The following is a 23479-nucleotide window of genomic DNA, read 5'->3' as shown; positions in this document are numbered from 1 at the left end:
AGATGGCGATTTATGCTATTGGCGATATACAGGGCTGCTTTGATGAGTTGTTACGGCTCCTTGATAGTATTCCATTTGATCCCGCTAAAGACCAGCTCTGGTTTGCAGGCGATCTGGTTAATCGTGGGCCCAAGTCACTGGAGACATTGCGTTTTGTTAAATCGCTGGGCGATTCGGCCGTAGCCGTGCTCGGCAATCATGATCTGCATTTGCTCGTTGCGTCCTGCTCGCCAAAATTAGCCAATAAGAAAGACACGCTTATTCAGGTACTTGAAGCCCCTGACCGGGACGAGCTGATAACCTGGCTGCGGCACCGACCGTTATTTCATTATAACGATGAATTTTGTCTGCTTCATGCAGGTCTGCCGCCGCAATGGACTTTTCAAAAGACTCAAAAAATGGCTTTGCTTGCCGAACAGGCCCTGCAAGGCCCGGACTATGCGGCTCTGTTGAAACAACTATACGGCGATAAACCAAATTTGTGGTCATCCAGCCTGAAAGGTATGGCTAAATTACGTTTTATTATCAATTGCTTCACTCGCATGCGCTACTGCGAAGCCAACGGCCGGCTGAACTTTAGCCAAAGCGGTCCTTTAGGTTCTCAGCCCAAAAATCTTTTACCCTGGTTTGAAGTGCCGAAACGCAAAAACGCCGATATGCGCATTATTTTCGGCCACTGGTCTACATTAGGCTATTACGAGGGTCCGAATTGTTATGCCATTGATACCGGTTGTTATTGGGGCGGGCAACTGACCGCATTGAAAGTGGATAAGCCGATGCAGCGATTCAGCATTGCCTGCCCCGGCGCTAAATAACGGGTCAGCCGGACTTTACACTGTTTCGGTTATAACCTGGAAAAATCAAACTCTGAAAATACACAAGCTGTTGAAGACCTTGAAATAGGCCTCATCTTTGGGTGCTTGTGGCATCTCGCTGAAAATTTTGCGGCGATGAGGAGTACCACTGCCGTATTACCTTGCCGATAACAGTTCCTGCCTTCGATAAAACCCTTAATCTGCCTGGAAGTTAATGCCTATCTTAAAAGCGATAACGATCAGGGCGGGTTAACGGCTTTATAATCACAATTACAACAAGGCCGGGGACCCGGCCTTTAAGATATAGTCAACTTAAGCAGCTTTCATGGCGGCGGCCGCTTTCTTCAACGATCGGCATAATAGCTTCTATATTATTTAATGATCTGTCAACAGTGTTGAGCATGCTCATCATTTTATTGCCCCGGATTTTCATATCCTCCTTGAACAAGGGCTTGACTTCCGGGGCAAGTTCAACCAATTGGCCATAAAATAATTCAGCCGCCGTAGCTGATACGGATACAACTTTTTCCCATGATTTCTATACTAAATAAATTTGCTGTTGAGTTAATGACATGAAGTTGTCCCCTCTTAACTGGACAGCAAATCTTCATACAAGGCCTTGTGGGGATGAAAATTAGAGCAAGCTGGCAAACTGTATCCGCTGATCTGTTTATAAGATGATTCTGTCATAATTCATCAACAAACCATTCGAAGGCGCCGATTTGCCAGTAAACACTGGCTCGCGCTATTAAATAGGAGTCGCCTGAAAAGGACGTAAATATGCAAAACCCAGCACTTTACAGGCGCGAACTGGTTTGATTCGGCTTCCATGCAGTTCCTCTATCAAGGATTGGCACGAATCGCATACCGTTGCCGCCCTGGCTAATGGCATTGCTTAACTTCCCCTGGGTAATCCGGCTGCAATTACAAACGATGGCGCTTTCAGGCCGGAAAACCACTTAAGAGGCATCCTTATCTGCGCCAAGCTAACCGGTACGGCTTAATCTTTCAAGCTGCTGGGGTCCAAGTCGCCATTGTCATTCAATAGCCGTTCTGATTCTGCTTAATTCGCTGCATTCGACCAGCGCCATACTGACGGTCAGGCGATGCCCATTCACTACCGGCTTGCGGTAAACATAATTTGCCGAATTTTTATAATAATATTCCTCAAGAGGACTCCCCGTCTCATTTTAAGCGACTTGGCCCACAGTGAAAACCGGATAATCCGGCATTTTGGATCGGGTTTCAACAATGGAGCCCGAATAGTTGTTGTTGCGGCCGTCAAATTGTCAGCCATGACCATGGTCTGCTCAAGCCCCGGCGCCCCAATGTTGTAAGTTATGCCTTAAAATTCCGCGGCTGGTATTTAACCCCGCCTGCCTGGCAATCTCTATATTAAGGCGTATGCCGACCGCCAGCACTAGCGTGTCGCAGCTGAGGATTCGGGCGCTCTTAATTGCCCGCCCTCGAGGCATTCTATGCCGAATACCCTGGCGGCTCCGTCGGCGAGAATGAACTGAATGCCCAGATTACCAAGTAATAGGTAGGTGGTTTTAAAAGCCATTCGCAGAATCTTTTTTTGTATAGGGTCAATCGACAGACGCGACTCCATCACAGTACCATCCATAAATATCCCGCTCGCGCCTAAACCCATCAGCAAGCTATAGCTTATTAGAAGTATGAAACGGCTGTCTTTTATTGGAGGGCCTGATTTTATGGTCATGGACGGATTAAGTTATGAAGCGGTAACTCACTGGTGTATGAATAGCTATCCATTGAACGTTAGACTATTCCAGTGTAAAGAAAGCAAATAGCCGGTAATCGCGTTATCATCCATAACCTAATATAGCTCGCATTCTTTAGCAGGAAGGTTTCAAGCTGGTACAATAGAATTTTAAATCTATTTTGAGAAAATCAGTCATGGAGACCTATCCCGAGAAAACCTGTTCGATAGAACGGCTGGTAACGCATCCAAAACTTGTGGCGGCGGCAAAAGCCGGGCTTAAAACCCAGCAGCGCCGTGATGGAGTATATGCCTGGCCTGGAGAAACCTTTGCTCTGGAAGACATTACTTTTATTGTTACCCGTTTGGAGCGCCAGCGTTTGGGCGATCTCACCGACGAGCACGCCAGAGCGGAAGGATATCCCGCTCTTGAAAGTTACCGGAGTATGATTTTAAGAATGCATCCTGGTATGACCTGGAATCCTGACAGCCTGGTATGGGTGCATACTTTTGAAGCCAGGAAGGACACTTAAAACAAGGCTTAGGAGTTGTCTTTTATGGCTTCATTTGTCTGTCCTCTTACATATTGCTTTTATAATGATTAAAATGATTTGTGCTTTTCAATTATAAAAATAGCTATTACCTGATTGAAAAGTGTATTGAATTCCTTTCCCAAAAAAATAATGCTCTAATATTCAACCTAGGAGCAATACGAGGCAAGGCGGCTAACCCAGGTATATAAAGGGCCCTTTTTCCGGCTCATTTATCTATGTAGAGAATACGGGCCTAACTACCAAGCCTAAAATAATCATTAATTACGAGAAATTAACTATGTCTAATTTTCCAATCGATCTTGGCGCTTATCAGCGCATACATCTGGATCCTGCCAGTCCCACCCTTAATGCTGAGCAAAAAGCCGGCCTTAAAGCCAATATTCAACTGTGCCGCGATGCCATCGTATTTTTTACCGCCACGGGGGCGGCCAGAGGCGTAGGCGGACATACCGGCGGACCTTATGACACCGTGCCTGAAGTAATGATCCTGGACGCCCTGTTTCGCGGAGCAGCCGGTAAATTCGTGCCGGTGTTCTTTGATGAAGCCGGACACCGGGTTGCTACCCAGTATCTGATGGCTACCCTGAACGGCGATTTGCCAGCAGAACAGCTCATGCATTACCGCGAAGCCCATTCTCATCTGCCGGGACACCCTGAGCTGGGGCTTACGCCCGGCGTGAAATTCAGTTCGGGACGCTTGGGCCACATATGGCCGTATGTCAACGGTGTGGCCATGGCTAATCCCGGCAAGACTTTGTTCTGCCTGGGTTCCGACGGTTCCCAGCAAGAAGGAGACGATGCCGAAGCCGCACGCTTGGCTGTTGCGCAAAGCCTGAATATCAAGCTGATTATTGACGATAACGATGTGACTATCGCCGGCCACCCGTCACATTATCTGCCGGGCTGCAGCGTCGCTAAAACACTGGCAGGTCATGGTTTGCAGGTTATGGAAGGTAATGGCGAGGATATCGATGACCTGTATCAACGCATCTATGCTGCAGTAAACACTAGCGGGCCAATCGCCCTGATTAATCACCGGCCCATGTGCCCGGGAATTGCAGGCCTGGAAGGTTCCACGCACGGCCATGACGTTATTTCAGTGAAGCTAGCGATAGAATATCTGGAGTCGCGTGGCCAACCGTCGGCCGCCGATTATCTTAAAGGCATTAAAGCGCCCAAACAGGACTATACCTTTCTTGGCTCCAGCGACAAGTGGGATGCCAACCGCAACGTTTTTGGCGATGCCGCAGTCGCGATTCTGGGCCGCATGAGCGAAGCCGAGCGGATTGAAAAGGTGCGCGTGATCGACAGCGATCTGGAAGGCTCCTGCGGCTTGAAGAAAATTCATGATGCCCACCCTGAAGTATTTATTTCTTCCGGCATCATGGAGCGCGGCAACTTCTCGGCCGCTGCCGGTTTCGGCATGGAAAAGGGCAAGCAGGGCATTTTCGGCACCTTCAGCGCTTTCCTGGAAATGTGCATTTCAGAAATCACCATGGCTCGGCTGAATAACTCCAATGTTCTCTGCCACTTCTCCCATTCGGGAATTGACGACATGGCTGATAATACCTGTCACTTCGGCCTGAACAATATGTTTGCCGACAATGGGCTCAGTGATGCGTATGCGACCCATCTGTATTTTCCCGCCGATCCGCTGCAAATGAAAGCCTGTCTCGAAACCATTTTCTTTGATCCTGGCCTGCGCTTTGTGTTCTCCACCCGTTCCAAAGTGCCGAACATTCTGGACAGCGACGGCCAGGAGTTTTTCGGCGGCAGCTATAAATTTGTCTCCGGCAAGGACGAAATCATCCGTGAAGGGTCTCAAGGCTATATCGTCAGTTTCGGCGAAGCCTTGTACCGTTCCCTGGATGCAGTAGAACGTCTGAAGCAGGAAGGCATCGATGTCGGCCTGATCAACAAACCGACCCTGAATACCATCGATGAAGACATAATGGCTAAAATCGGTCAATCGCCGATGGTGCTGGTAGTGGAATCCTTCAACCGTAAAACGGGGTTGGGAAGCCGCTTTGGCTCACTGCTGCTGGAACGAGGTCTTACTCCGAAATATGCCCATCTGGGTACTTACCAGGAAGGCTGCGGCGGGCTGTGGGAACAGTTCCCGCACCAGGGCGTTGATCCGGCAGGCATTATGGCCAAGGTAAAGGAACTGCTGAAAAAATAATCCGTTTGTTTTCAGCAAGGGTACGCCAACGTGCCCTTGCTGCTCATAACTTTTAAATAAACAGTCAAATAAACAGAGCCTGTTCAACCGCTTTACCCTTCACAGAAAATAGCTATTCAAGCACCTGTACTTGAACTTCCTAAAAACCATCTGACTAAAGTCTGAACCCGATTAAATAGCCTGATGGCTTTTTCAATCTTTTCACCAGGATCAGCACGCATCAGATAGAGGCGCAATTTCAATCAGCACTTCATCAGGGTTAGCCGCTTCACCTTTGACCACATGGACGGCCTTCACGAGGCCCGCTATCGGCGCAGTAATTTCTGTTTCCATTTTCATGGCTTCGGTTACTAATACCGCCTGGCCTGCAGCCACTGATTCACCAACTTTGACCAATACTTCAAGAATATTGCAGGGCATGCTTACGGTAATATCGCCTGGTGAAGAAGGCCTGGGTCTTTTCCTGGCAATCGTGCTGGTAACAGCGCCCTGAGCGCCGCCGGCCAGAACTATTTCATCCAGCGTTTCGACAACGATTTCTTCGGGAACGCCGTCCACTGAAAAATAAAAATGCCGAAGCATCTGGTTTTTAGGGCCGGCGCCTGTTACTTTGACATGATAGGATTCACCGTGCAGCGCCACATTAAACTCCGTCGGCGCTTTTTTAATGCTATCTGCATCTACGGCTGTTAGCTCTAACTCCAGCACTTCCGGCACCAAGGTGCCGGTTGAACGTTGCTCCAAAAACTGCCTGCCGACTTCAGGAAACAGGGCGTAGCTAAGCACATCCTCGTCGTTATGAGCCAGCGCGCCTATTTCCTGGCGTAATGCCTCAAATTCGGGTTTAAGCAGGTCAGCAGGCCGGCAGTCAATTATTTCCTCCTTGCCGATGGCGCGCTTTTGCAGGGTTTCGTTAACCGGCGCCGGGGCCTTGCCATAGCCGCCCTGCAGATAGCGTTTGACTTCATTGGTAATAGTCTCATAACGCTTGCCCGTCAAGACATTCAGAACCGCCTGAGTGCCGACAATCTGGGAGGTGGGCGTGACCAGCGGCGGATAGCCGAGATCCTTGCGAACTTCGGGAATCTCTTTATAGACTTCGCCAATGCGATCAAGCGCATTTCTCTCGCGTAACTGGTTGGCGAGGTTGGATATCATTCCGCCGGGGACCTGATAAACATGAACCTGGGTATCGATGCCGGTAAATTCGCTTTCAAAGCGGCGATATTTTTTACGGATTTCAGTAAAATAACGGTTTACCTCCTGTAGTTTATTCAGATTCAGGCCGGTGTCGTATTCTGTTCCGCGAAAGGCGATAACCATGCTTTCAGTAGGTGGATGACTGGTGCCTCCGGCCCAGGAGGACAAGGCCGTATCAATATGCCGGCAGCCTGCTTCAATGGCTTTCAATTGGCACATTTCGGCAAGACCTGAGGTTGCATGCGAATGCAGGTGAAGCGGTAAATCGACCGCATCTTGGAGCGCCTTTACCAGCTCGCTGGCAGCATAGGGCGTCAGCAAGCCGGCCATATCCTTAATGGCAATTGAATCACAGCCAAGCTTAGCCAGATCTTTACCCAGAGTCACAAAACCACTCACATTATGCACCGGGCTGGTGGTATAACAGATCGTTCCCTGCGCATGCTTGCCAGTTTCCTTGGCCGCGACAATAGCGGTTTTAAGATTTCGAATGTCATTTAAGGCATCAAAAATGCGGAACACATCTATACCGTTTTCCGCCGCCTTTAAAATGAACATGCGCACTACGTCATCGGAATAGTGACGATAGCCAAGCAGGTTTTGGCCGCGCACGAGCATTTGCAAGCGCGTATTCGGCATTGCCGCTTTCAGTTGGATTAAGCGCTGCCACGGATCTTCCTTGAGAAAGCGCAGGCAGGCATCAAAGGTTGCTCCACCCCAGCATTCCAATGACCAATAGCCGATGTTATCAAGCATGGCGCAGGCCGGCAGCAAATCCTCGATGCGCAGTCGGGTAGCAATCAGGGATTGATGGGCGTCACGAAGGATAACATCGGTAATATAAACTTTTTGCATCGGTTTTTCCTGTGTTACAAGCCGGTATGGGCGGCCATAACAGCCGCTATTACGCTGGCCAGCACGTCCGGTCGGGGCTTGTTCGAATAATTGATGAGCTCGGGATATTTGTCAACAAAGCCGGTGTTGAAAGTGGCGGCGCGAAAATCCGCGTGCTGAAGAATTTCCAGATAATAGGGAATCGTCGTTTTAATGCCAAATAGCCCCATATCACGCAAGGCGCGCTCGCCCCGTTTAATAACATCTTCCCAGGTCAGGGCGTCGACAATAACCTTGGCCAGCATGGAATCGTAAAACGGCGGTATCTCATAGCCAGTATATATGGCGGTATCGGTGCGTACGCCTGGGCCTCCCGGCGCATAGTAGCGGGAAATCCGCCCGAAACTGGGCAGGAAACTGTTTTGGGGATCTTCGGCATTGACCCGAAACTGGAGCGCATAGCCGCGCCTGACAATCTCATGCTGCTTGAAGCGCAAGGGCAAGCCGGCGGCAATCCGGATTTGTTCTTCAACAATATCCACGCCCGTGATCGCCTCGGTAATAGTGTGCTCGACTTGTACGCGGGTATTCATTTCCATAAAATAAAACCGGTCATTATCGTCAAGCAGAAACTCCACGGTTCCGGCATTGGTATAGCCGACGGCTTTAGCGGCTATAACTGACAGTCCTCCCAAATACTGGCGCTGGGCTTCACCCAGTTGCGGCGAAGGCGCAATTTCGATCAGCTTTTGATTGCGGCGCTGAATGGAGCAGTCGCGTTCATACAGATGAATGGTATTGCCGTGATGGTCGGCCAAAACCTGCACTTCAATATGCCGGGGATTGACAATGCACTTTTCCAGAAACACGTCGGCGCTGCCGAAGGCTTTCGTGGCTTCGGAAATAACCCGCTGAAAATTGCGTTGCAGATCAGCCGCATTATCGCACCGTCTGATGCCCCTGCCGCCGCCGCCCGAGGTGGCCTTGAGCATAACCGGATAACCGATTTTTTCAGCGACAGTCAAGGCTTCGTCAGCATTTTCGAGGTTGCCGTCGGTACCCGGAGTGACCGGAATCCCGGCTGCCGTCATAGCCTTCCGGGCTTCGGTTTTATCGCCCATACGCCGGATAACGTCTTCACTCGGGCCTATGAAGATCAGTCCGCGTTTCTTGCAGGCGCTGGCAAACTCGGCATTTTCGGAAAGAAAGCCATAACCGGGATGAATGGCGTCACAACCCGTCGTTGCCGCAAGATTCACCAAACCATAAATATTAAGATAGCCCGCAAGCGGCTCGCTACCAATACAGTAAGATTCATCGGCTTTTTTGACATGCAGGGCAAAGCGGTCGGCTTCTGAATAAATAGCGACCGAACGTATGCCCATTTCAGCGCAGGCCCGAATAATACGAACTGCAATTTCGCCGCGATTGGCAATTAGAATTTTACGTAACATTTAATTATTTGCATTTCAAAAGCAAGGGTATGATTTAGCATAAGTCAATTTATCGTTTGAGGCTATATATTCCTGATTATTGGCAGTTTTTCCCACTCCTGCCAAGGCTCATGGCATTGCCGGTATTCCCGTACATTATCGCAGGTTTCCAGTTTCACAAAGCCATCAGGGTTTTTCAAGGGCTAAGCGGTTACCCATAAGTCTTTGAAGTCCTCAGAAATCTGAACGCTTTATTTTAATGTATTTGTTCTGCAAGGGTTTATTAAGAGTTGCGAAAAAAAAATCTGACGCTATAATGTAGCGTCTAAAGTTACTTAAACTTCAGGCGCGTAGCTCAGTTGGTTAGAGCACCACCTTGACATGGTGGGGGTCGTTGGTTCGAGTCCAATCGCGCCTACCATACTCTTAAAGCACTGCTCAGCGGTGCTTTTTTTATTGCAGAAATTAAAAAATTTAATTTAATAGTTGACTGTGTGAATGATGGCCTGCCCCAATATAATTATTACCGGCTCAATAAGGCGTTATCTTTCAGAATGCAGCACTACCCAGGTTTTAAATGATGCCAGTAATCACGCTTCCTGACTGCTCCCGTCGTGAATATGACCAAGCTGTTACAGTAATGGATGTGGCACAGTCTATTGGTTCGGGATTAGCCAAGGCGACTTTGGCGGGCAAGGTAAATGGCAAGCTGGTGGATGCCAAAGAATTAATTGAGCAGGATGCCACTGTCCAGATTATTACAGCCAACAATAAAGAAGGCGTCGAGATTATTCGTCATTCGACCGCTCATTTATTGGCCCAGGCAGTTAAACAGTTATTCCCTGAAGCACAGGTTACCATCGGTCCGGTCATTGAAAACGGCTTCTATTATGATTTTGCTTATCAACGGCCTTTTACCCCGGAAGATCTGAAAGCAATTGAAGAAAGAATGCATCAGTTGGCTGCTGAAGATTATGAAGTCAGCCGTTCGATATTGTCACGGAATGCGGCGATAAAATTCTTCCGTGAGCAGGGCGAGCAGTATAAGGCCGAGATTATTGAATCCATTCCCGAAGATGAAGATTTATCTTTATATACGCAAGGCGGATTTACCGATTTGTGCCGGGGACCTCATGTGCCCAGCACCGGCAAATTAACGGCATTTAAACTCATGAAGATTGCCGGAGCTTACTGGCGAGGGAATTCCGAGAATGAAATGCTGCAGCGTATTTACGGCACCGCCTGGGCTGATAAAAAAGATTTGCAGGCTTATCTGCACCGGCTGGAGGAAGCGGAAAAACGTGATCACCGCAAGCTGGCGAAGACGCTGGATTTGTTTCATGCTCAGGAAGAAGCGCCCGGCATGGTGTTCTGGCACGAAAAAGGCTGGATTATTTATCAGCAGATCGAGCAATATATTCGCGAAAAACTGCGGCTAAACGGCTACGGGGAAGTTAAGACCCCACAGATAGTAGACCGTTCTTTATGGGAAAAGTCCGGCCATTGGGAAAAATTTGGCGACGGCATGTTTACCACCCGCTCGGAAAATCGCGACTATGCCATCAAGCCCATGAATTGCCCCTGCCATGTGCAGATTTATAACCAGGGCATTAAAAGCTATCGCGATCTGCCAATTCGCATGGCGGAATTCGGCTCCTGCCACCGCAACGAGCCGTCGGGCACGCTGCATGGTCTGATGCGGGTCAGGAACTTCGTTCAGGATGATGCGCATATCTTTTGCACGGAAGCCCAGATTCAGGATGAAGTAGCCGTTTTTATTGACCTGCTGTTTGAGGTTTATAAAGATTTCGGTTTTGAAGAAGTTATCATTAAATTATCAACGCGTCCTGAAAATCGGGTGGGCGATGATGCGGTTTGGGATAAAGCCGAAAGCGCTCTGGAACTGGCGCTGAATACCAAAGGCTTGAAATGGGATCTGCAGCCTGGGGAAGGCGCTTTTTACGGCCCTAAAATAGAATTCTCCCTGAAAGATTGTATTGGCCGGGTTTGGCAATGCGGCACGATTCAGGTTGATTTTTCCATGCCGGAACGATTGGGTGCAACCTATATTGCCGAAAACAGTTCAAAACAAGTGCCGGTCATGCTGCACAGAGCCATTTTGGGCTCGTTGGAGCGTTTTATTGGAATTTTGATTGAACAGCATGCCGGCACTTTTCCGGTCTGGCTGGCTCCGGTACAAGCGGTATTGCTGAATATTGCCGATAAACATGCAAAATACGCCGTGCAGACCATGAAAGAGCTGGAGCAACAGGGTTTCCGGGTTAAAATTGACTTGAGAAATGAGAAGATCGGGTTTAAAATCCGCGAGCATTCAATCCAGCGTGTACCATATCTTCTGGTTATCGGTGATAGAGAAATAGAAGATAACACCGTTACAGTGCGTACACAAAAAGGTGAAAATCTGGGCAGTCTGTCAATCAGTGAATTTACGGAAAGGTTAAAAAAAGAGATTGAAGATAGAAAATTATAGTGTTTTTGGAGGATTAGGGTATCGCTGCTAAAAAAGATGAAACGCGCCTGAATGACGCAATCACTGCCAGACGAGTGAGAGTGACCGGTGCAAATGGTGAAGCCTTGGGTATTATCCCGCTGGATGAAGCCAAACAAATTGCTTATGCCGCCGACCTGGATTTAGTGGAAATATCGCCCAACGCCGATCCTCCCGTTTGCAAGGTGATGAACTACGGCAAATACCAGTTTGAACAAAACAAAAAACTGCAAATTGCCAAAAAGAAACAAAAGCAGATTCAGGTCAAGGAAATCAAATTCAGACCTGGAACCGACGAAGGGGATTATCAGGTTAAACTAAAAAATTTAATCAAATTCCTGAATGACGGTGATAAAACCAAAATTACTTTGCGTTATCGCGGGCGTGAAATGGCCCATCGGGAAATTGGCGTCGATCTTTTAAAGCGTATCGAGAAAGATCTCGAGGAAATGGCCGTCGTTGAGCAGTTTCCGAAAATGGAAGGACGCCAGATGGTTATGGTTATGTCACCGAAAAAGAAAAAATAACTGGGCAGGCATGGTATTTGCCATGTCTGCCGAGCGATAGCACAGGATAAGCTATTGAGTGTCACTTATAGTGGCATGGGTAATTCTTCCGGGCCTTGCATTTTGCCTTGTGGGGTTATTTTACTCAGGGAATTTTTATTTTAAATTATTGGAGCAAACAAATGCCAAAAATAAAAACTAACCGTGGCGCAGCCAAACGTTTTAAACGTACAGGCAGCGGCGGTTTTAAATGCGGTCACTCGTATAGACGTCATATTCTGACTAAAAAATCGACTAAAAGAAAAAGACAGTTACGCTCACCGGCAACTATTCACCCATCCGACGTGCGCATGGCTGCACGCTTGATGCCTTACAGTTAACAGGTGAATAACAATGGCTAGAGTAAAACGCGGCGTAACTGCCAGAGCAAGACATAAAAAAATTCTCAAACAAGCGAAAGGCTACTACGGCGCACGCAGCCGGGTTTATCGCGTTGCCAAGCAAGCGGTCATCAAGGCCGGTCAGTATGCTTACCGCGACCGCAAACAAAGAAAACGTCAATTCCGGGCATTGTGGATTGTTCGGATAAATGCGGCGGCACGCTTATATGGAATATCTTATAGCCGTCTAATCAATGGCTTGACCAAAGCGAATGTAGCGGTAGACCGTAAGGTTTTAGCTGACATTGCCGTACGTGATATTGAGGCATTTGCCGAGATAGCAAAAATCGCCAAAGCAAATCAAAGTCAACCTTAGCAACAAATAATTTTTCACTGAAACAGTAATTGATCTCCCTCTTCGTTACGAAGAGGTGGGGTTAGGCAGGATAATTTTAACCTCATCATTAATAAAGTCCTTCCGGATCCTCCCATCCATTAAATAACAAGCGAGCTGAATCGTGTCCGCTAATCTAGATGAAATTCTCGCTCAGGCATTACACAGGCTTGCAGAAGCAAAAGATTCTATTCAGCTCGATCAGGTTCGGGTTGAGTACCTTGGCAAAAAGGGACTGTTTACCCTGCACATGAAAGATCTCGGCGCACTTGATCCTGAGTTGCGCCGTACTGCCGGCCAAGCGATCAATAAAGCTAAAGATCAATTTCAGCAAACTCTGGACGCTCGAAAAAATGCCCTGGAACAAGCTGCCCTGGAAGAGCGTCTGGCCAGCGAATGCATTGATGTGACGCTGCCCGGACGAGGACAGGATATCGGCGGCTTGCATCCGGTTACTACCACCCTCAGAAGAATTTCCAAAATTTTTGCCAGCGTCGGGTTCAAGGTTGTTGAAGGCCCTGAAATCGAAGATGATTATCACAACTTTGAAGCTCTGAATATTCCAGCCCATCACCCGGCAAGGGCCATGCACGATACCTTTTATTTTGATGCCCATACGGTCTTGAGAACCCATACGTCTCCGGTACAAATCAGAGTCATGGAATCTGAAAAACCGCCCTTGAAAGTCATTGCGCCGGGCCGCGTGTACCGATGTGATTCAGATATCACCCACACGCCGATGTTTCATCAGGTGGAAGGCTTTCTGGTTGATACCGACGTCAGTTTCGCCGATTTAAAGGGCGTCGTTTACGAATTGCTGCGCGCATTTTTTGAAAAAGACATTCAGGTGCGCTTTCGGCCGTCCTATTTTCCCTTTACCGAACCATCTGCGGAAGTCGATATTGAGTGCGTCATGTGCAATGGCGAAGGCTGCCGTGTATGCAGCCAAACCGGCTGGCTCGAAGTCATGGGCTGCGGCATGATCCATCCCGAAGTCTTTAAGGCTGTTAACATCAACAGCGATGACTACAGCGGTTTTGCTTTCGGCATGGGCGTGGAAAGACTGGCCATGCTACGCTACGGCATCAACGATTTAAGGCTGTTTTTTGAAAATGATCTTAAATTTCTGGAACAATTTCATTAGCTTGGGTTACACAGGAAAGTTTGAATCATGCAAATTAGTGAAGCCTGGTTAAGAGACTATGTCAATCCGGCCATAAGCACAGAAGAACTGGTCGAGCAATTGACCATGGCAGGCCTCGAAGTCGATTCAGTAACACCTGCCGCCGCCATATTCAGCGGCGTGGTCGTGGGCGAAGTGCTGGACCTGCAGCAGCACCCTGATGCTGACCGGCTCAGAGTCTGCAAAGTCGCGGTCGGGGAAGCGGAGCCTCTGCAAATTGTCTGCGGCGCCAGTAATGTCCGGGTTGGTTTGAAAATTCCGGCGGCCCTGATCGGCGCTGAATTACCGGGCGATTTTAAAATAAAAAAATCCAGACTGCGGGGCGTTGACTCGTTCGGCATGCTGTGCTCGGAAAAAGAACTGGGCCTGGCGACTGAAGCTAGCGGTCTGATGGAATTAGCCTCGGACGCCCCGGTAGGCGTCGATATCCGCGACTATCTGTCCCTGAATGACGCCATTATTGAAGTCGACTTGACGCCGAACCGGGCGGACTGTCTCAGTATGGAAGGTATTGCCCGTGAAGTGGCGGTTTTAAACCGCATGAATTGGTCACCGGTTCCAATTGAGGTCTGCGCAGTCAGTCATCAGGCTGCCCTGGCGGTCAACATCGAAGCAATTGAGGCATGCCCGCACTATCTGGGGCGATTAATCAAGGGCGTGAACGCCAAGGCCGAAACGCCGCTGTGGATGCAGGAGCGCTTGCGCCGCTCCGGGCTGAGAAGCCTTGGACCACTGATTGACGTTACCAATTATGTTCTGGTCGAACTGGGTCAGCCCTTGCATGCCTTCGATGCCGACAAACTGACCGGCGCCATCATTGTGCGTCGGGGTAAAGCCGGTGAACAACTGGCTTTATTGAACAGTCAAGTAATCACGCTTGATCCTGATACGCTGGTCATCGCCGATGACCGGCAGGCCCTGGCGCTTGCAGGCGTTATGGGCGGCAGCGACTCGGCCGTCAGCGATACCACTCAACATATATTTCTGGAATGCGCTTTTTTTGCCCCGCAAAGTCTAGCCGGTCAAGCGCGCCGATTCGGTTTGCACACGGATTCATCGCACCGTTTTGAGCGCGGCGTTGATCCCACCTTGCAGGAAAGAGCGATTGAGCGGGCTACGCAATTGATTATTGATATTGCCGGCGGCAGTGTGGGCCCGATTACAGAGGTCAAGAGCGAAGCTGCTCTGCCTCAACGCCCGTCGATCTATCTTGGAAGCCAGCAGATAGGAAAAATGCTGGGTATTGTTCTGGCTGATGCAGATATTGTTGATATTTTCCAGCGCCTGGGTATGGAGGTTAAAGCACAGGCCGATGGCTGGCTGGTTACACCGCCTGGCTTTCGTTTTGACATCGCTATTGAAGCTGACTTGATTGAAGAAATAGCGCGCATTTATGGCTATAACAAGCTGCCGAACAGCAGTTTGCTGATGCGCACCCAATTAGGCCAGGCAACAGAAGCACTACTGGATATTGACAGAGTCAAGGATCTGCTGGTGGACAGAGGCTATCAGGAAGCTGTTACCTATAGTTTTGTCGATGAAGACCTGCAAAAAACCGTCGCTCCTCATGATGAATTTATCAGCTTAAAAAACCCGATTTCTTCTGAATTATCGGTCATGCGCACCACTTTATGGTGCGGCTTATTGAAAGCCGCTTTATATAATATTAATCATCAGCAAAACAGGATTCGGTTATTTGAAACGGGTCTGCGCTTTCTAAACAAGGACGAAAAACTGCATCAGCAGAACATGCTTTCAGGGCTGGTATTGGGCAGTGCCTATACTGGGCAATGGGGTCAAAAAACCCGCAATGTTGATTTTTTTGATATAAAAGCCGATGTGCAGGCCATATTTGCCTTGACAGGCCGGGAAGTGAAATTTTTGTCTGCCCGGCAATCTGCTTTGCATCCAGGACAAACCGCCGAAATTTTATCTTGTGAAGGTGAAGTAATAGGCTGGCTGGGCATGCTGCATCCAGTGCTGGAGAAACAATTGGGATTTGATACCGAGGTTTTCCTGTTTGAATTGGATCAGAATCTATTATTGAATAAACGTATTCCCCGATTCAAACCGCTCTCAAAATATCCTTCGCTGCGTCGTGATTTAGCCCTGATTGTTAAAGAAGATATCTCAGCGAGCGATATAATAAGCAGCATTCAGGGCTGTGCAGAACAAGCCCTGAAGGATATTGTAATTTTTGATGTATACCGCGGAAAGGGTATTGATGAAGACAGTAAAAGCATTGCGTTAAGTTTAATTTTACAAGATGACTCACAAACGCTAACAGATTTTGAAATAGATGCTATATTAAACAAAATGTTAGAGACCGTGACCACTAAAATTAATGCAAAGCTGAGGGATTGATTGAATGGCGTTAACCAAAGCAGATTTTGCCGAAAGGTTGTTTGATGAGCTTGGCTTAAACAAGCGCGAAGCAAAAGATATGGTAGAGTTATTTTTTGAAGAAATTAAAAGATCTTTGGAACATGGCGAGCAGGTAAAACTTTCCGGCTTTGGAAAATTTGAACTTCGTGATAAAAAAAGCCGTCCTGGTAGAAACCCTAAAACAGGTAAAGAGATACCTATTTCTGCGAGACGTGTGGTAACATTCAGGTCTGGTCAAAAACTTAAAGTCCGAGTAGAAGCTTATGCTGGAACCGAGTAATAATAATGAACTTCCTGTCATACCGGCCAAACGCTATTTCACTATAGGTGAAGTCAGTGAATTATGCGGGGTAAAGCCTCATGTACTCCGTTACTGGGAACAAGAATTTACCGAACTTAGCCCGGTAAAAAGACGCGGCAACCGTCGTTATTATCAGCGCCATGATGTATTGATGATCCGTAAAATCAGATCATTACTATATGAGCAAGGTTATACTATAGGTGGCGCCAGAGCTCATTTGACTAATAATGAATCTAAAGAAGATTCAACGCGTGCCAAGCAGTTGATAGCACAGATGATTGTAGAGCTGGAAGATATTCTGGAATTATTAAAATAGAATTGTATGCTGATTATTGCGGCAAATAGCGTATAATTTGTCTTATCAGTTTCTTTAGGGATTGTATTCACAATCCTTTCCTACATAAAATTCAATACATCGGGGCGTAGCGCAGCTTGGTAGCGCACTTGCATGGGGTGCAAGGGGTCGAAGGTTCAAATCCTTTCGTCCCGACCAATTGAATCAATGACTTATAAAAAATAATTTCGTCCAAAAGCTAAAGTTAGGTTTTTCGGGGACTCATACGGGTACACTATAGATAGTTATTACTGTTTTCACATGTTAGTAATCTATCAAAGCCCTCGGTCAGTCACAATCCCCAATTTTGCGGTAATTCCCATTAGCAACTGATTCGAATAGTTTTCATGTGTTGCGACCAGGTGATCATAGGTAAGCCAGTGCATCCCTTTGGGTTTCCAGCCGTTGCCATTGAGTATGCCGGGTTCCCAATTCAGTTTGGCCCTGATTTTGTTGGCTCTGCGGGCCGCTCTGTCATCAACTGTTTCCCGTTGGCTTTTATAGACAAGCTGGTAGCAATGACGACAAGCGAAAATTTTGCCGCCCAGGTACAACACCGCTATCCGCCGACCACAACCAACTGCCGGACAAGTAAACCAGTAACGAACACCGCCGTAATTGCAAGCTGTTGTTTGTAACCTAACCGGATAATCAAGGCTTTCCCATTCGCCGCCATTTCTTCGGTAATTATAAATCAAGCGTATTCGTCCGACTTTGATTTTAGCGTTAATAGCTGAAATCTTCTCACCGTAGCGCGACCATTGACAATCGATGTATCGCCCCGGCATTAGATAACCATCCCGCTGCCAGCGTCTTATATCAATCGACTGATAATCTTCCGTGCACTCCGCGCCAAATTTTCTGCCACTACCGTATCCACCCATTATGTTTTTCCGAAATCATTAGTCAAATTAGGTATTTTGTATATCGTCAAAATCGGCTGTAAGCCTTGCTGTCTCTTGTCTAGAGATGGTTTTTATTACTGTAACTTTTCCGTTAATTCAGCCGCAATAGTAGCCTTTATATTCTCTTTCCAATCATCTTCGGGAAACTCCATATTCCAAACGGTTTTATGTGCCAATTTCTCTACTACAGGATCGGCATTGTTTAACTGCTGCACTACCACGGTTAAAGGCGTTGGAGCTTTACCGGCGGGCTTGCCTACTAAATATTGCGCCAGCCATGCCCGCGCTCCTAAATCCCCTTCCTTTGCTAGTTTCAGCGCCCCCGCCACTACAGCCTGCCAATCGTCAAGCGTTACTGTATCGAGTAACACCCCCATGTAATCGTCTTCGGTTCGTCTATGATGTGCTGTGCCTTTAATTAAATTTTGCTGCTTACGTTTTGCCATATGTATTCCTCTTACTATTCAAAGTGATTTTATATATATTCGCGCCACTTTCGTAAAAGCGCAGATACAAAACCGATTAACCTATAAAACCGACTCTACTTTCCATTTTGCGGCATTGAGCGATGCAGTGTCCTGCACAAATCTCAGGCCATTCACCAGGCGCCCGGCATGACGTTTTATCCACCACCCCAGCCGTTTGCGGTTAATGCCGCCATCTCGCTCTCCGGCGATGTCGTTAATCGCATCTAATAAGGTTTCATTGGGATAATCGAAATTTATGCCACGGGCTTGGGCGGCATTAATTGCATCCTTAACCAGCGCCGGCGTTTTGCCAAATATTGCAAACCAAGCCTGCAAAAATTCGCCCAATAATTCGCGGTCGGGATCATCATTCATAGCTTCAAAAATACAGGCTGCCGGGTCTGGTAAACCCAGCCATAATAAAGGCTGACGGCAATAGTCCGACCAGTCGGCGTAACTGGCAATGGCTTTACATATCGTTTTAGGGCGCTCCGCACAATACCAAGCGCGGACAATGGTCAAGGCCAGAGAGACATAATGGCCTCGACCTGTTCGGACTTCACTAACAGGCTGTTTATTGAATTCACGCGCCGCCGGTATTTCGCAGGCAGGGTCAAGGTTAATGGTTACGGTGCGCCGGGTCATGTCGCGTACCGGTTCGACATTGTTGCCGCTGGATAGAAACAGCGCACGGGTGCCGACTTCGGCGGTTTTGCTTTGCCCAAGTATGCGTCCGGATATAAATTCGCTGGTCAGCGTGGTGCATAGCGATTTATGTGGTATTAAGTCGCTGGTAAGATTGTCGAATTCAACTACGGCAGGCGCGGTTAGCAATTCAGCAAGCAACAGTTTCCGGCATTCTTCATCATCGGCAGGGAAAGCATGGGGTGTGCCTTTTTGAGGTGTGGCAAAAGCGGTGAGCAATTCGCACAGATAGCTTTTACCGCTGGCTACACTGGGCGCTTTAACATGGAACATCGGCGCTTGCGGCAGTGACGGCCTAACAACAGCGGTCAAGATACCCGCCAGCGCCGCCGCCTTATCATATTGTGTTTTGAATGAGAACTCGCTCAACAGCTCTGATAATTCAGCGAGAGCTTGTTCGGCCTGCTGCCGTGTTGGTGTAGCCGGTACGCTGAATTGCAGGGCATTAAATACGCCAAACATGCCAGTTGCCGCATCATAACCCGCATCCCTCATCAAGCTGCCGTCCGGCCTTAAATATGGCTGCCGGGCAATGCCAATCAATACTGGCAAATGCGGGTAGACTGCCGCATCGTGCAATATGCGGGCGTGTTTTTCCGGCGGATCGCAAATCACCCATTCCTCACTGCGCTTGTCGTAACGCTGCCAGATTGCCAAGCCAGCCAGCGCACGGGTCAAGCTTGGCAAGGATAACGATTTGACAGCGGTCTCCCGTGTGCCGGGGTCGGTGGTTATGGTGACGATAATTCCTCCGCGTTGATATTGCCGAAATGTTTTTGCCAACTCATTTTCGGCGGCATCACAAATGCGCGGTAATTCACCTGGCTGAACTAGAATCATGGGTTTGTGTTTAGCGTCAATCTTGCTAATCTCAAAAAAGGCATATAAGGCGCTGACGCGCCTCTCTGCACAGTGTCCATGCAGACACTTGAAACCGCCTAAAGGGTAGGATTCGCTCGGCTCAAAATAGGCGGTACCCTGATCTATTTGGTTTGTGTGCTCATGCAGCCACGGACAAGTTATATCGTGCTTACCGTCGCCCAATGGCTGTTTGTAACGGCCAGTGGTTTTTAGCGCGGCAATTACTGGGTTTTCATTGGCGCGGGGTATATGCACATCATCATGATGTTGATCGAGTGCGACAATGCTTTTTCGGCTGTGCGCCCGGCGCTGCGGCGGAGACTCTTTAAGTTCAATTTGCAGACCATCAACAATGTCTTGCACTGAATAGCGTAACTGGGGCCGCCAGTCTTTTAAATCACACTGCCAGACTAAGCCTTCTTCGTTTAGATGCTTGCCATTGATTGCTACGGGCAGACGCCCAAGGCGTGAGCAAGGGCCGCTTGCGCCGGGGTCGGTCAGACCAGCGTCAATGATTGCCGTCAATAATCGGTCGGCTTCCGCTGCGTCCGTGATCGGCTCTACCAGGATAAACCCTATCTGGAAGTTATCCTTTGACGTTTCAATCGTCCAGCTTGGGGCAAGACTGATTCTATCCAGCGGCACCTTGCCGCCAACATCATCCAGCATCACGGCGTACAGCGCCGCGAATTGCCTTTTTTGCCGCCGGTACTTGCCTTCGTCATCGGGCCGGAAAATCGCAAAGCTGATGTAATTGTTATGGCCGGCAGGCAAAGATGTTTTGCCGAAAATCCACGGCTTACCAAACCATGCGCCCTTCCCGACGGTAGCCGGGTTGCCTGCGAAGCTTACTACAACGGGCCTAACAGACCCGGCAATATCGCCAAATACGCCCGCCATAAAATCAGCGTTACTGATCGTTACTGAATCGGTTTTATCGCTTTTGTCGGTTTGATTTTTCGCTGTTTCAAAATTCGACGGTGAAGATAACGACTCGTTCATAGCAACGCCCCTCCGATAACGGACAGCCACGCTGCCAGCCGATAACAGGCCGCTTTAAATGTTTTAGCAATTCGGCTAAAATTGAATACGTAATTGTATTGTTGAGCCGTTTGGGTGTCCCCACACCCGGCGGCTTTGTTGTTTCTAGTCATTGCTCCCCCTATCCAGTCTTACGGCTTTTTTCGATTTGGGCAGACAGCCAGGCTTCGATTTCGCTTTCGATCCAGCCGACCGCTCTCGCCCCCAAAGAGATAGATGGAGGAAATTCATTTTTAGAAATGCGCAAATAAATCGTGCTGCGTGATAAACCTGTTAATTCTTTAACAGAAGGAAGTCGTAATATTCTGTGTGACATGCTCGAATCTCATAAACGATTAATGGAAAATTCGAGAAGAGCTTATCTGTGCGATTTGGGCGATAAAAGCTTATTTATCACTCATGAAAATATTTTTAAAACGAATAAAAACAAAGAGTTATAGATTATGCGAGGCGATTTTTTAATTAATAAATGGGGTTTTCAATTAGCAAGAAATTATGGGAATGGTGAAATATAACTAATAAAACAATAAGTTATGAACGGAGGTTTTGGGCGAAAAAATTCCGCCCAACTTTTTTACTAAACCATGTTTTTACGGATAGTTTCAGCATCCCTGCCTTTGGCAATGTCCAATTTGGATATTTTAGCGGCGTACCAGGTATCAGCCATATTGGGATGTTGAACTTTAAGCCTCGAATACTCGTCTTGCCAATCTTGGTGCATTGCCTGAGTTTCAGATTTTCTGACTTCACGCTTGGTTGTCGATGGCGTGTATTTTTTACCTTTGTTTAATGCTTCGCTATTGAGCAGATCGTCAATTTTATAACGGTCAATAACCAATTCCTTGTTATCAAAATATAAAACTTCATCAACCGGAACGGTGTGTTGATTTATTTCAATCGATAAATCTGAACCATTCAGAGTAGCCCAGCGCCGACCTTTTTTGGCCTTCAACATACCCAATTTAATAACGGCTTGATTCGCTGCAAACGTGATCTTATCTTTAAGCCCTAATAAATCGGCGATAACCCCAGACAATTGTTTAACGCTGCCTTGCCATTGCTGCAATCGAAGCAAGGGGATTTTTACCCGTCCCATTTGGCTTTGCATTTCAGCATCATCGCAGACAATAAAAGCGCGGGTTAAAGCAGGATCATCATGAACGAGCGTGATAACATCCATAAAACAATGGTTATCACAGGCATGACATTCAATAGATTGAGCAGCGGGTGCAGGGATGAGCAAGCCCAGCTGTAAAAATGTATTTAACACGCCTTCAGGCCATTGTTGAGCCGTATCCCAGTTAACCATAATAGATTTATTTTCAGTGCGTAAATGTGCTAACAGCTCCACTAAAACATCATTGTAAGTCATGGTAGACATTACTTTTTAAGGCTTAGGCTCAATCCCTGATTTTTCCAATATTTTACGAATTTTCAGATCATCCCCATCATGACCAAGGGCGCAAGAATTAGGATACGTAATATTAAAGGTGCGTGTCCTGGCGCGTTTGCCTAATTTTGCTTCAAAAATAACTTTAATACGGCTTTGGGTAATGAAATAAGCAGGAGGATTAAGCTTTGCTAATAAATCATAAACCGCTTGAGGATTATTTTTAGTATCGGCTTCCAGGACAATGCGCCGCTTTGTACCATGTTTTAGCGTGAGCCTCAATTGAGTCACAACAATTTGTTCAATACCCGATTCAGGTTCAACTTGAAAGGTAAACTCAGCGTCAGCCAAGGGGTCTAAATTGTAAACGCGTTTATCAATCGTACCGTCTTGGAGCGAATCAAAATTAAGGATAGTTTTTGCGAATATCTTCTGTAATTCAGGCACCGCTTTGGTGTTTTTAGGCGCGTAAATATCTAGCGAACCTTCTGATTCGCAATACACAAAAATAATCTTAAATGCGGGATGACTGGCGCGAGACTTTAAATAATTGCTCACCCACTCAACAGCAGACAAGCCAAAATCTTCGGGAAAAGCAAAAAAATATTCTTTATTATGGCGGCGGTACGGCTCAACCTTACAATTTCTGCCACGGCCTTCCGTTTTGTTAAAATAGGCACTGATGGAATCAGCTAAAGCCTTGATAGCATTGTCTTCAAAATCAGGCGGAACTTGTGGAAAATCATTCCGTTTTTTCCAATACGAACTACTCACATTATCGGCATGAAGAAACAGGGTAGCCCCTTGCCATAAATGATGCTTTTCAAGAAAAGCCCACATCACCTTGGCATGAAACCCATCGATAGCCGCAATAGACGCTACAAAAGAATCATCCTCATGAAATGCCGCCTCATCAATCAAAGCCGCCACACCGCCCTCACACGCCATGGCATGTATATCCTGAAACTCGGCTTCTATCGCTGTTTGCTGATCTTCCGGCAAGGCGGTAAAGGCGGCAAATAAACCATCAACTTGCTTTTCGTTGTATGTACTAAAATCAATGCCTAAATCGACCTGTTGAGTAGCAAAATAGCTTGCCAACTGAGCAGGCGGAATCTTCCTAAAAAACTGTTTATGGGAATATTGACCAGCCAAGTGTTACTCCAAAATAAAAACCGAAAAAATCTGTCGTAGTTATTATGGGAAAGTATAGGAAAATTTGAAAATAATGCTCGTGTCCGCGCCACCTCAAATCCCTTAGAAGCTGTTTGGAAATTATCGCGTCAAGCCAAACGATTCACCATGATGCGAGTCATGGCGATGTAAATCCAAGCTTCGTCGATGCGAGTCAGTCGTTCGTAGGCTTTACTGAGACGA

At 47.5% G+C, this 23479-nt stretch carries 21 protein-coding genes and 2 tRNA genes; 13 read left to right on the top strand and 10 right to left on the bottom strand.

Annotation, left to right across the window (positions count from 1 at the left end; all coding sequences use genetic code 11):
* Window positions 1-2 precede the first annotated feature (2 nt).
* Entirely contained in the window at window positions 3-815 is an 813-nt protein-coding gene (locus HUX64_RS05995; RefSeq protein ID WP_174625328.1) for a symmetrical bis(5'-nucleosyl)-tetraphosphatase, read from the top strand.
* Between the two features lie 307 nt (window positions 816-1122).
* Here HUX64_RS05995 and HUX64_RS05990 read toward each other — a convergent pair whose 3' ends face one another.
* Together HUX64_RS05990 and HUX64_RS05985 are read right to left on the bottom strand one after the other, a co-directional pair.
* Window positions 1123-1293: a globin family protein gene (locus tag HUX64_RS05990; protein WP_174625327.1), complete on the bottom strand. Its 171-nt coding sequence runs from the start codon at window positions 1291-1293 to the stop codon at window positions 1123-1125.
* A gap of 942 nt (window positions 1294-2235) precedes the next feature.
* On the bottom strand, window positions 2236-2538 hold the full coding sequence (locus tag HUX64_RS05985; RefSeq protein WP_174625326.1) for a hypothetical protein: 303 nt from the start codon (window positions 2536-2538) through the stop codon (window positions 2236-2238).
* A 197-nt stretch (window positions 2539-2735) separates the two neighbouring features.
* Here HUX64_RS05985 and HUX64_RS05980 point away from each other — a divergent pair, with 197 nt between their 5' ends.
* Entirely contained in the window at window positions 2736-3071 is a 336-nt protein-coding gene (locus HUX64_RS05980) for an ASCH domain-containing protein (protein WP_174625325.1), read from the top strand.
* A 298-nt stretch (window positions 3072-3369) separates the two neighbouring features.
* Window positions 3370-5274, top strand: coding sequence for a transketolase C-terminal domain-containing protein (locus tag HUX64_RS05975; protein WP_174625324.1), 1905 nt, complete (start codon window positions 3370-3372; stop codon window positions 5272-5274).
* Window positions 5275-5484: 210 nt separating this feature from the next.
* Here the strand turns inward: HUX64_RS05975 and oadA are convergent, their stop codons facing one another.
* Together oadA and HUX64_RS05965 are read right to left on the bottom strand one after the other, a co-directional pair.
* Window positions 5485-7329: a sodium-extruding oxaloacetate decarboxylase subunit alpha gene (gene oadA / locus HUX64_RS05970; RefSeq protein ID WP_174625323.1), complete on the bottom strand. Its 1845-nt coding sequence runs from the start codon at window positions 7327-7329 to the stop codon at window positions 5485-5487.
* Between the two features lie 14 nt (window positions 7330-7343).
* Complete coding sequence (locus HUX64_RS05965; RefSeq protein WP_174625322.1) at window positions 7344-8762, bottom strand: acetyl-CoA carboxylase biotin carboxylase subunit; 1419 nt, start codon at window positions 8760-8762, stop codon at window positions 7344-7346.
* Window positions 8763-9085: 323 nt separating this feature from the next.
* Here HUX64_RS05965 and HUX64_RS05960 point away from each other — a divergent pair.
* The 10 genes from HUX64_RS05960 (at window position 9086) to HUX64_RS05915 (ending at window position 16892) form a co-directional block, all read left to right on the top strand.
* Window positions 9086-9162, top strand: a tRNA-Val gene (locus tag HUX64_RS05960).
* 159 nt (window positions 9163-9321) lie between these two features.
* Complete coding sequence (gene thrS, locus HUX64_RS05955; protein ID WP_174625358.1) at window positions 9322-11232, top strand: threonine--tRNA ligase; 1911 nt, start codon at window positions 9322-9324, stop codon at window positions 11230-11232.
* A gap of 20 nt (window positions 11233-11252) precedes the next feature.
* Window positions 11253-11777 (top strand): translation initiation factor IF-3, encoded by a 525-nt coding sequence (infC, locus tag HUX64_RS05950; protein ID WP_174625357.1) that lies wholly within the window; start codon window positions 11253-11255, stop codon window positions 11775-11777.
* A gap of 161 nt (window positions 11778-11938) precedes the next feature.
* Window positions 11939-12136 carry a 50S ribosomal protein L35 gene (rpmI, locus tag HUX64_RS05945; RefSeq protein WP_174625321.1) on the top strand — a complete coding sequence of 66 codons (198 nt, stop codon included), beginning with the start codon at window positions 11939-11941 and terminating at the stop codon, window positions 12134-12136.
* Between the two features lie 13 nt (window positions 12137-12149).
* A complete protein-coding gene (gene rplT / locus HUX64_RS05940; protein ID WP_174625320.1) occupies window positions 12150-12512 on the top strand; it encodes a 50S ribosomal protein L20 in 363 nt (120 codons plus the stop codon).
* 142 nt (window positions 12513-12654) lie between these two features.
* On the top strand, window positions 12655-13674 hold the full coding sequence (gene pheS / locus HUX64_RS05935) for a phenylalanine--tRNA ligase subunit alpha (protein WP_174625319.1): 1020 nt from the start codon (window positions 12655-12657) through the stop codon (window positions 13672-13674).
* Window positions 13675-13701: 27 nt separating this feature from the next.
* Window positions 13702-16077: a phenylalanine--tRNA ligase subunit beta gene (gene pheT / locus HUX64_RS05930; protein WP_174625318.1), complete on the top strand. Its 2376-nt coding sequence runs from the start codon at window positions 13702-13704 to the stop codon at window positions 16075-16077.
* A gap of 4 nt (window positions 16078-16081) precedes the next feature.
* Window positions 16082-16378, top strand: a complete 297-nt coding sequence (gene ihfA / locus HUX64_RS05925) for an integration host factor subunit alpha (RefSeq protein WP_174625317.1) — start codon at window positions 16082-16084, stop codon at window positions 16376-16378.
* The gene (locus HUX64_RS05920; RefSeq protein ID WP_174625316.1) at window positions 16362-16715 is read left to right on the top strand and encodes a MerR family transcriptional regulator; all 354 of its coding nucleotides are present in this window, start codon (window positions 16362-16364) and stop codon (window positions 16713-16715) included. Before ihfA ends, HUX64_RS05920 begins: the two co-directional genes overlap by 17 nt.
* 100 nt (window positions 16716-16815) lie before the next feature.
* Window positions 16816-16892: transfer RNA gene (locus HUX64_RS05915), tRNA-Pro, on the top strand.
* Between the two features lie 116 nt (window positions 16893-17008).
* On the opposite strand, the gene HUX64_RS05910 is transcribed toward HUX64_RS05915, so the two are convergent.
* From HUX64_RS05910 to HUX64_RS05885, 6 genes are all read right to left on the bottom strand, one after another.
* Complete coding sequence (locus tag HUX64_RS05910; RefSeq protein WP_174625315.1) at window positions 17009-17617, bottom strand: hypothetical protein; 609 nt, start codon at window positions 17615-17617, stop codon at window positions 17009-17011.
* A 95-nt stretch (window positions 17618-17712) separates the two neighbouring features.
* A complete protein-coding gene (locus HUX64_RS05905) occupies window positions 17713-18084 on the bottom strand; it encodes a hypothetical protein (RefSeq protein WP_174625314.1) in 372 nt (123 codons plus the stop codon).
* Between the two features lie 81 nt (window positions 18085-18165).
* The gene (locus HUX64_RS05900; protein WP_246246918.1) at window positions 18166-20673 is read right to left on the bottom strand and encodes a hypothetical protein; all 2508 of its coding nucleotides are present in this window, start codon (window positions 20671-20673) and stop codon (window positions 18166-18168) included.
* Window positions 20674-20833: 160 nt separating this feature from the next.
* Window positions 20834-21028, bottom strand: coding sequence for a helix-turn-helix transcriptional regulator (locus HUX64_RS05895; protein WP_174625313.1), 195 nt, complete (start codon window positions 21026-21028; stop codon window positions 20834-20836).
* A 261-nt stretch (window positions 21029-21289) separates the two neighbouring features.
* A complete protein-coding gene (locus tag HUX64_RS05890) occupies window positions 21290-22084 on the bottom strand; it encodes a hypothetical protein (RefSeq protein WP_174625312.1) in 795 nt (264 codons plus the stop codon).
* A gap of 15 nt (window positions 22085-22099) precedes the next feature.
* The gene (locus tag HUX64_RS05885) at window positions 22100-23257 is read right to left on the bottom strand and encodes a hypothetical protein (RefSeq protein ID WP_174625311.1); all 1158 of its coding nucleotides are present in this window, start codon (window positions 23255-23257) and stop codon (window positions 22100-22102) included.
* Window positions 23258-23479 lie beyond the last annotated feature (222 nt).

It is taken from the genome of Candidatus Methylobacter favarea (genome assembly GCF_902806695.1).
Lineage (GTDB): Bacteria > Pseudomonadota > Gammaproteobacteria > Methylococcales > Methylomonadaceae > Methylobacter_B > Methylobacter_B favarea.
This window is presented reverse-complemented; position numbering and strand designations above follow the sequence as displayed.

Excerpts from the sequence above, each read along its gene's own strand:
- HUX64_RS05900 (WP_246246918.1), bottom strand. The coding sequence starts at position 20,673 with ATGAACGAGTCGTTATCTTCACCGTCGAATTTTGAAACAGCGAAAAAT.
- HUX64_RS05965 (WP_174625322.1), bottom strand. The coding sequence starts at position 8,762 with ATGTTACGTAAAATTCTAATTGCCAATCGCGGCGAAATTGCAGTTCGT.
- HUX64_RS05890 (WP_174625312.1), bottom strand. The coding sequence starts at position 22,084 with ATGACTTACAATGATGTTTTAGTGGAGCTGTTAGCACATTTACGCACT.
- HUX64_RS05985 (WP_174625326.1), bottom strand. The coding sequence starts at position 2,538 with ATGACCATAAAATCAGGCCCTCCAATAAAAGACAGCCGTTTCATACTT.
- pheT (WP_174625318.1), top strand. The coding sequence starts at position 13,702 with ATGCAAATTAGTGAAGCCTGGTTAAGAGACTATGTCAATCCGGCCATA.
- HUX64_RS05980 (WP_174625325.1), top strand. The coding sequence starts at position 2,736 with ATGGAGACCTATCCCGAGAAAACCTGTTCGATAGAACGGCTGGTAACG.
- HUX64_RS05920 (WP_174625316.1), top strand. The coding sequence starts at position 16,362 with ATGCTGGAACCGAGTAATAATAATGAACTTCCTGTCATACCGGCCAAA.
- HUX64_RS05910 (WP_174625315.1), bottom strand. The coding sequence starts at position 17,617 with ATGGGTGGATACGGTAGTGGCAGAAAATTTGGCGCGGAGTGCACGGAA.
- ihfA (WP_174625317.1), top strand. The coding sequence starts at position 16,082 with ATGGCGTTAACCAAAGCAGATTTTGCCGAAAGGTTGTTTGATGAGCTT.
- rplT (WP_174625320.1), top strand. The coding sequence starts at position 12,150 with ATGGCTAGAGTAAAACGCGGCGTAACTGCCAGAGCAAGACATAAAAAA.
- HUX64_RS05975 (WP_174625324.1), top strand. The coding sequence starts at position 3,370 with ATGTCTAATTTTCCAATCGATCTTGGCGCTTATCAGCGCATACATCTG.
- rpmI (WP_174625321.1), top strand. The coding sequence starts at position 11,939 with ATGCCAAAAATAAAAACTAACCGTGGCGCAGCCAAACGTTTTAAACGT.
- HUX64_RS05895 (WP_174625313.1), bottom strand. The coding sequence starts at position 21,028 with ATGTCACACAGAATATTACGACTTCCTTCTGTTAAAGAATTAACAGGT.
- HUX64_RS05905 (WP_174625314.1), bottom strand. The coding sequence starts at position 18,084 with ATGGCAAAACGTAAGCAGCAAAATTTAATTAAAGGCACAGCACATCAT.
- oadA (WP_174625323.1), bottom strand. The coding sequence starts at position 7,329 with ATGCAAAAAGTTTATATTACCGATGTTATCCTTCGTGACGCCCATCAA.
- thrS (WP_174625358.1), top strand. The coding sequence starts at position 9,322 with ATGCCAGTAATCACGCTTCCTGACTGCTCCCGTCGTGAATATGACCAA.
- HUX64_RS05995 (WP_174625328.1), top strand. The coding sequence starts at position 3 with ATGGCGATTTATGCTATTGGCGATATACAGGGCTGCTTTGATGAGTTG.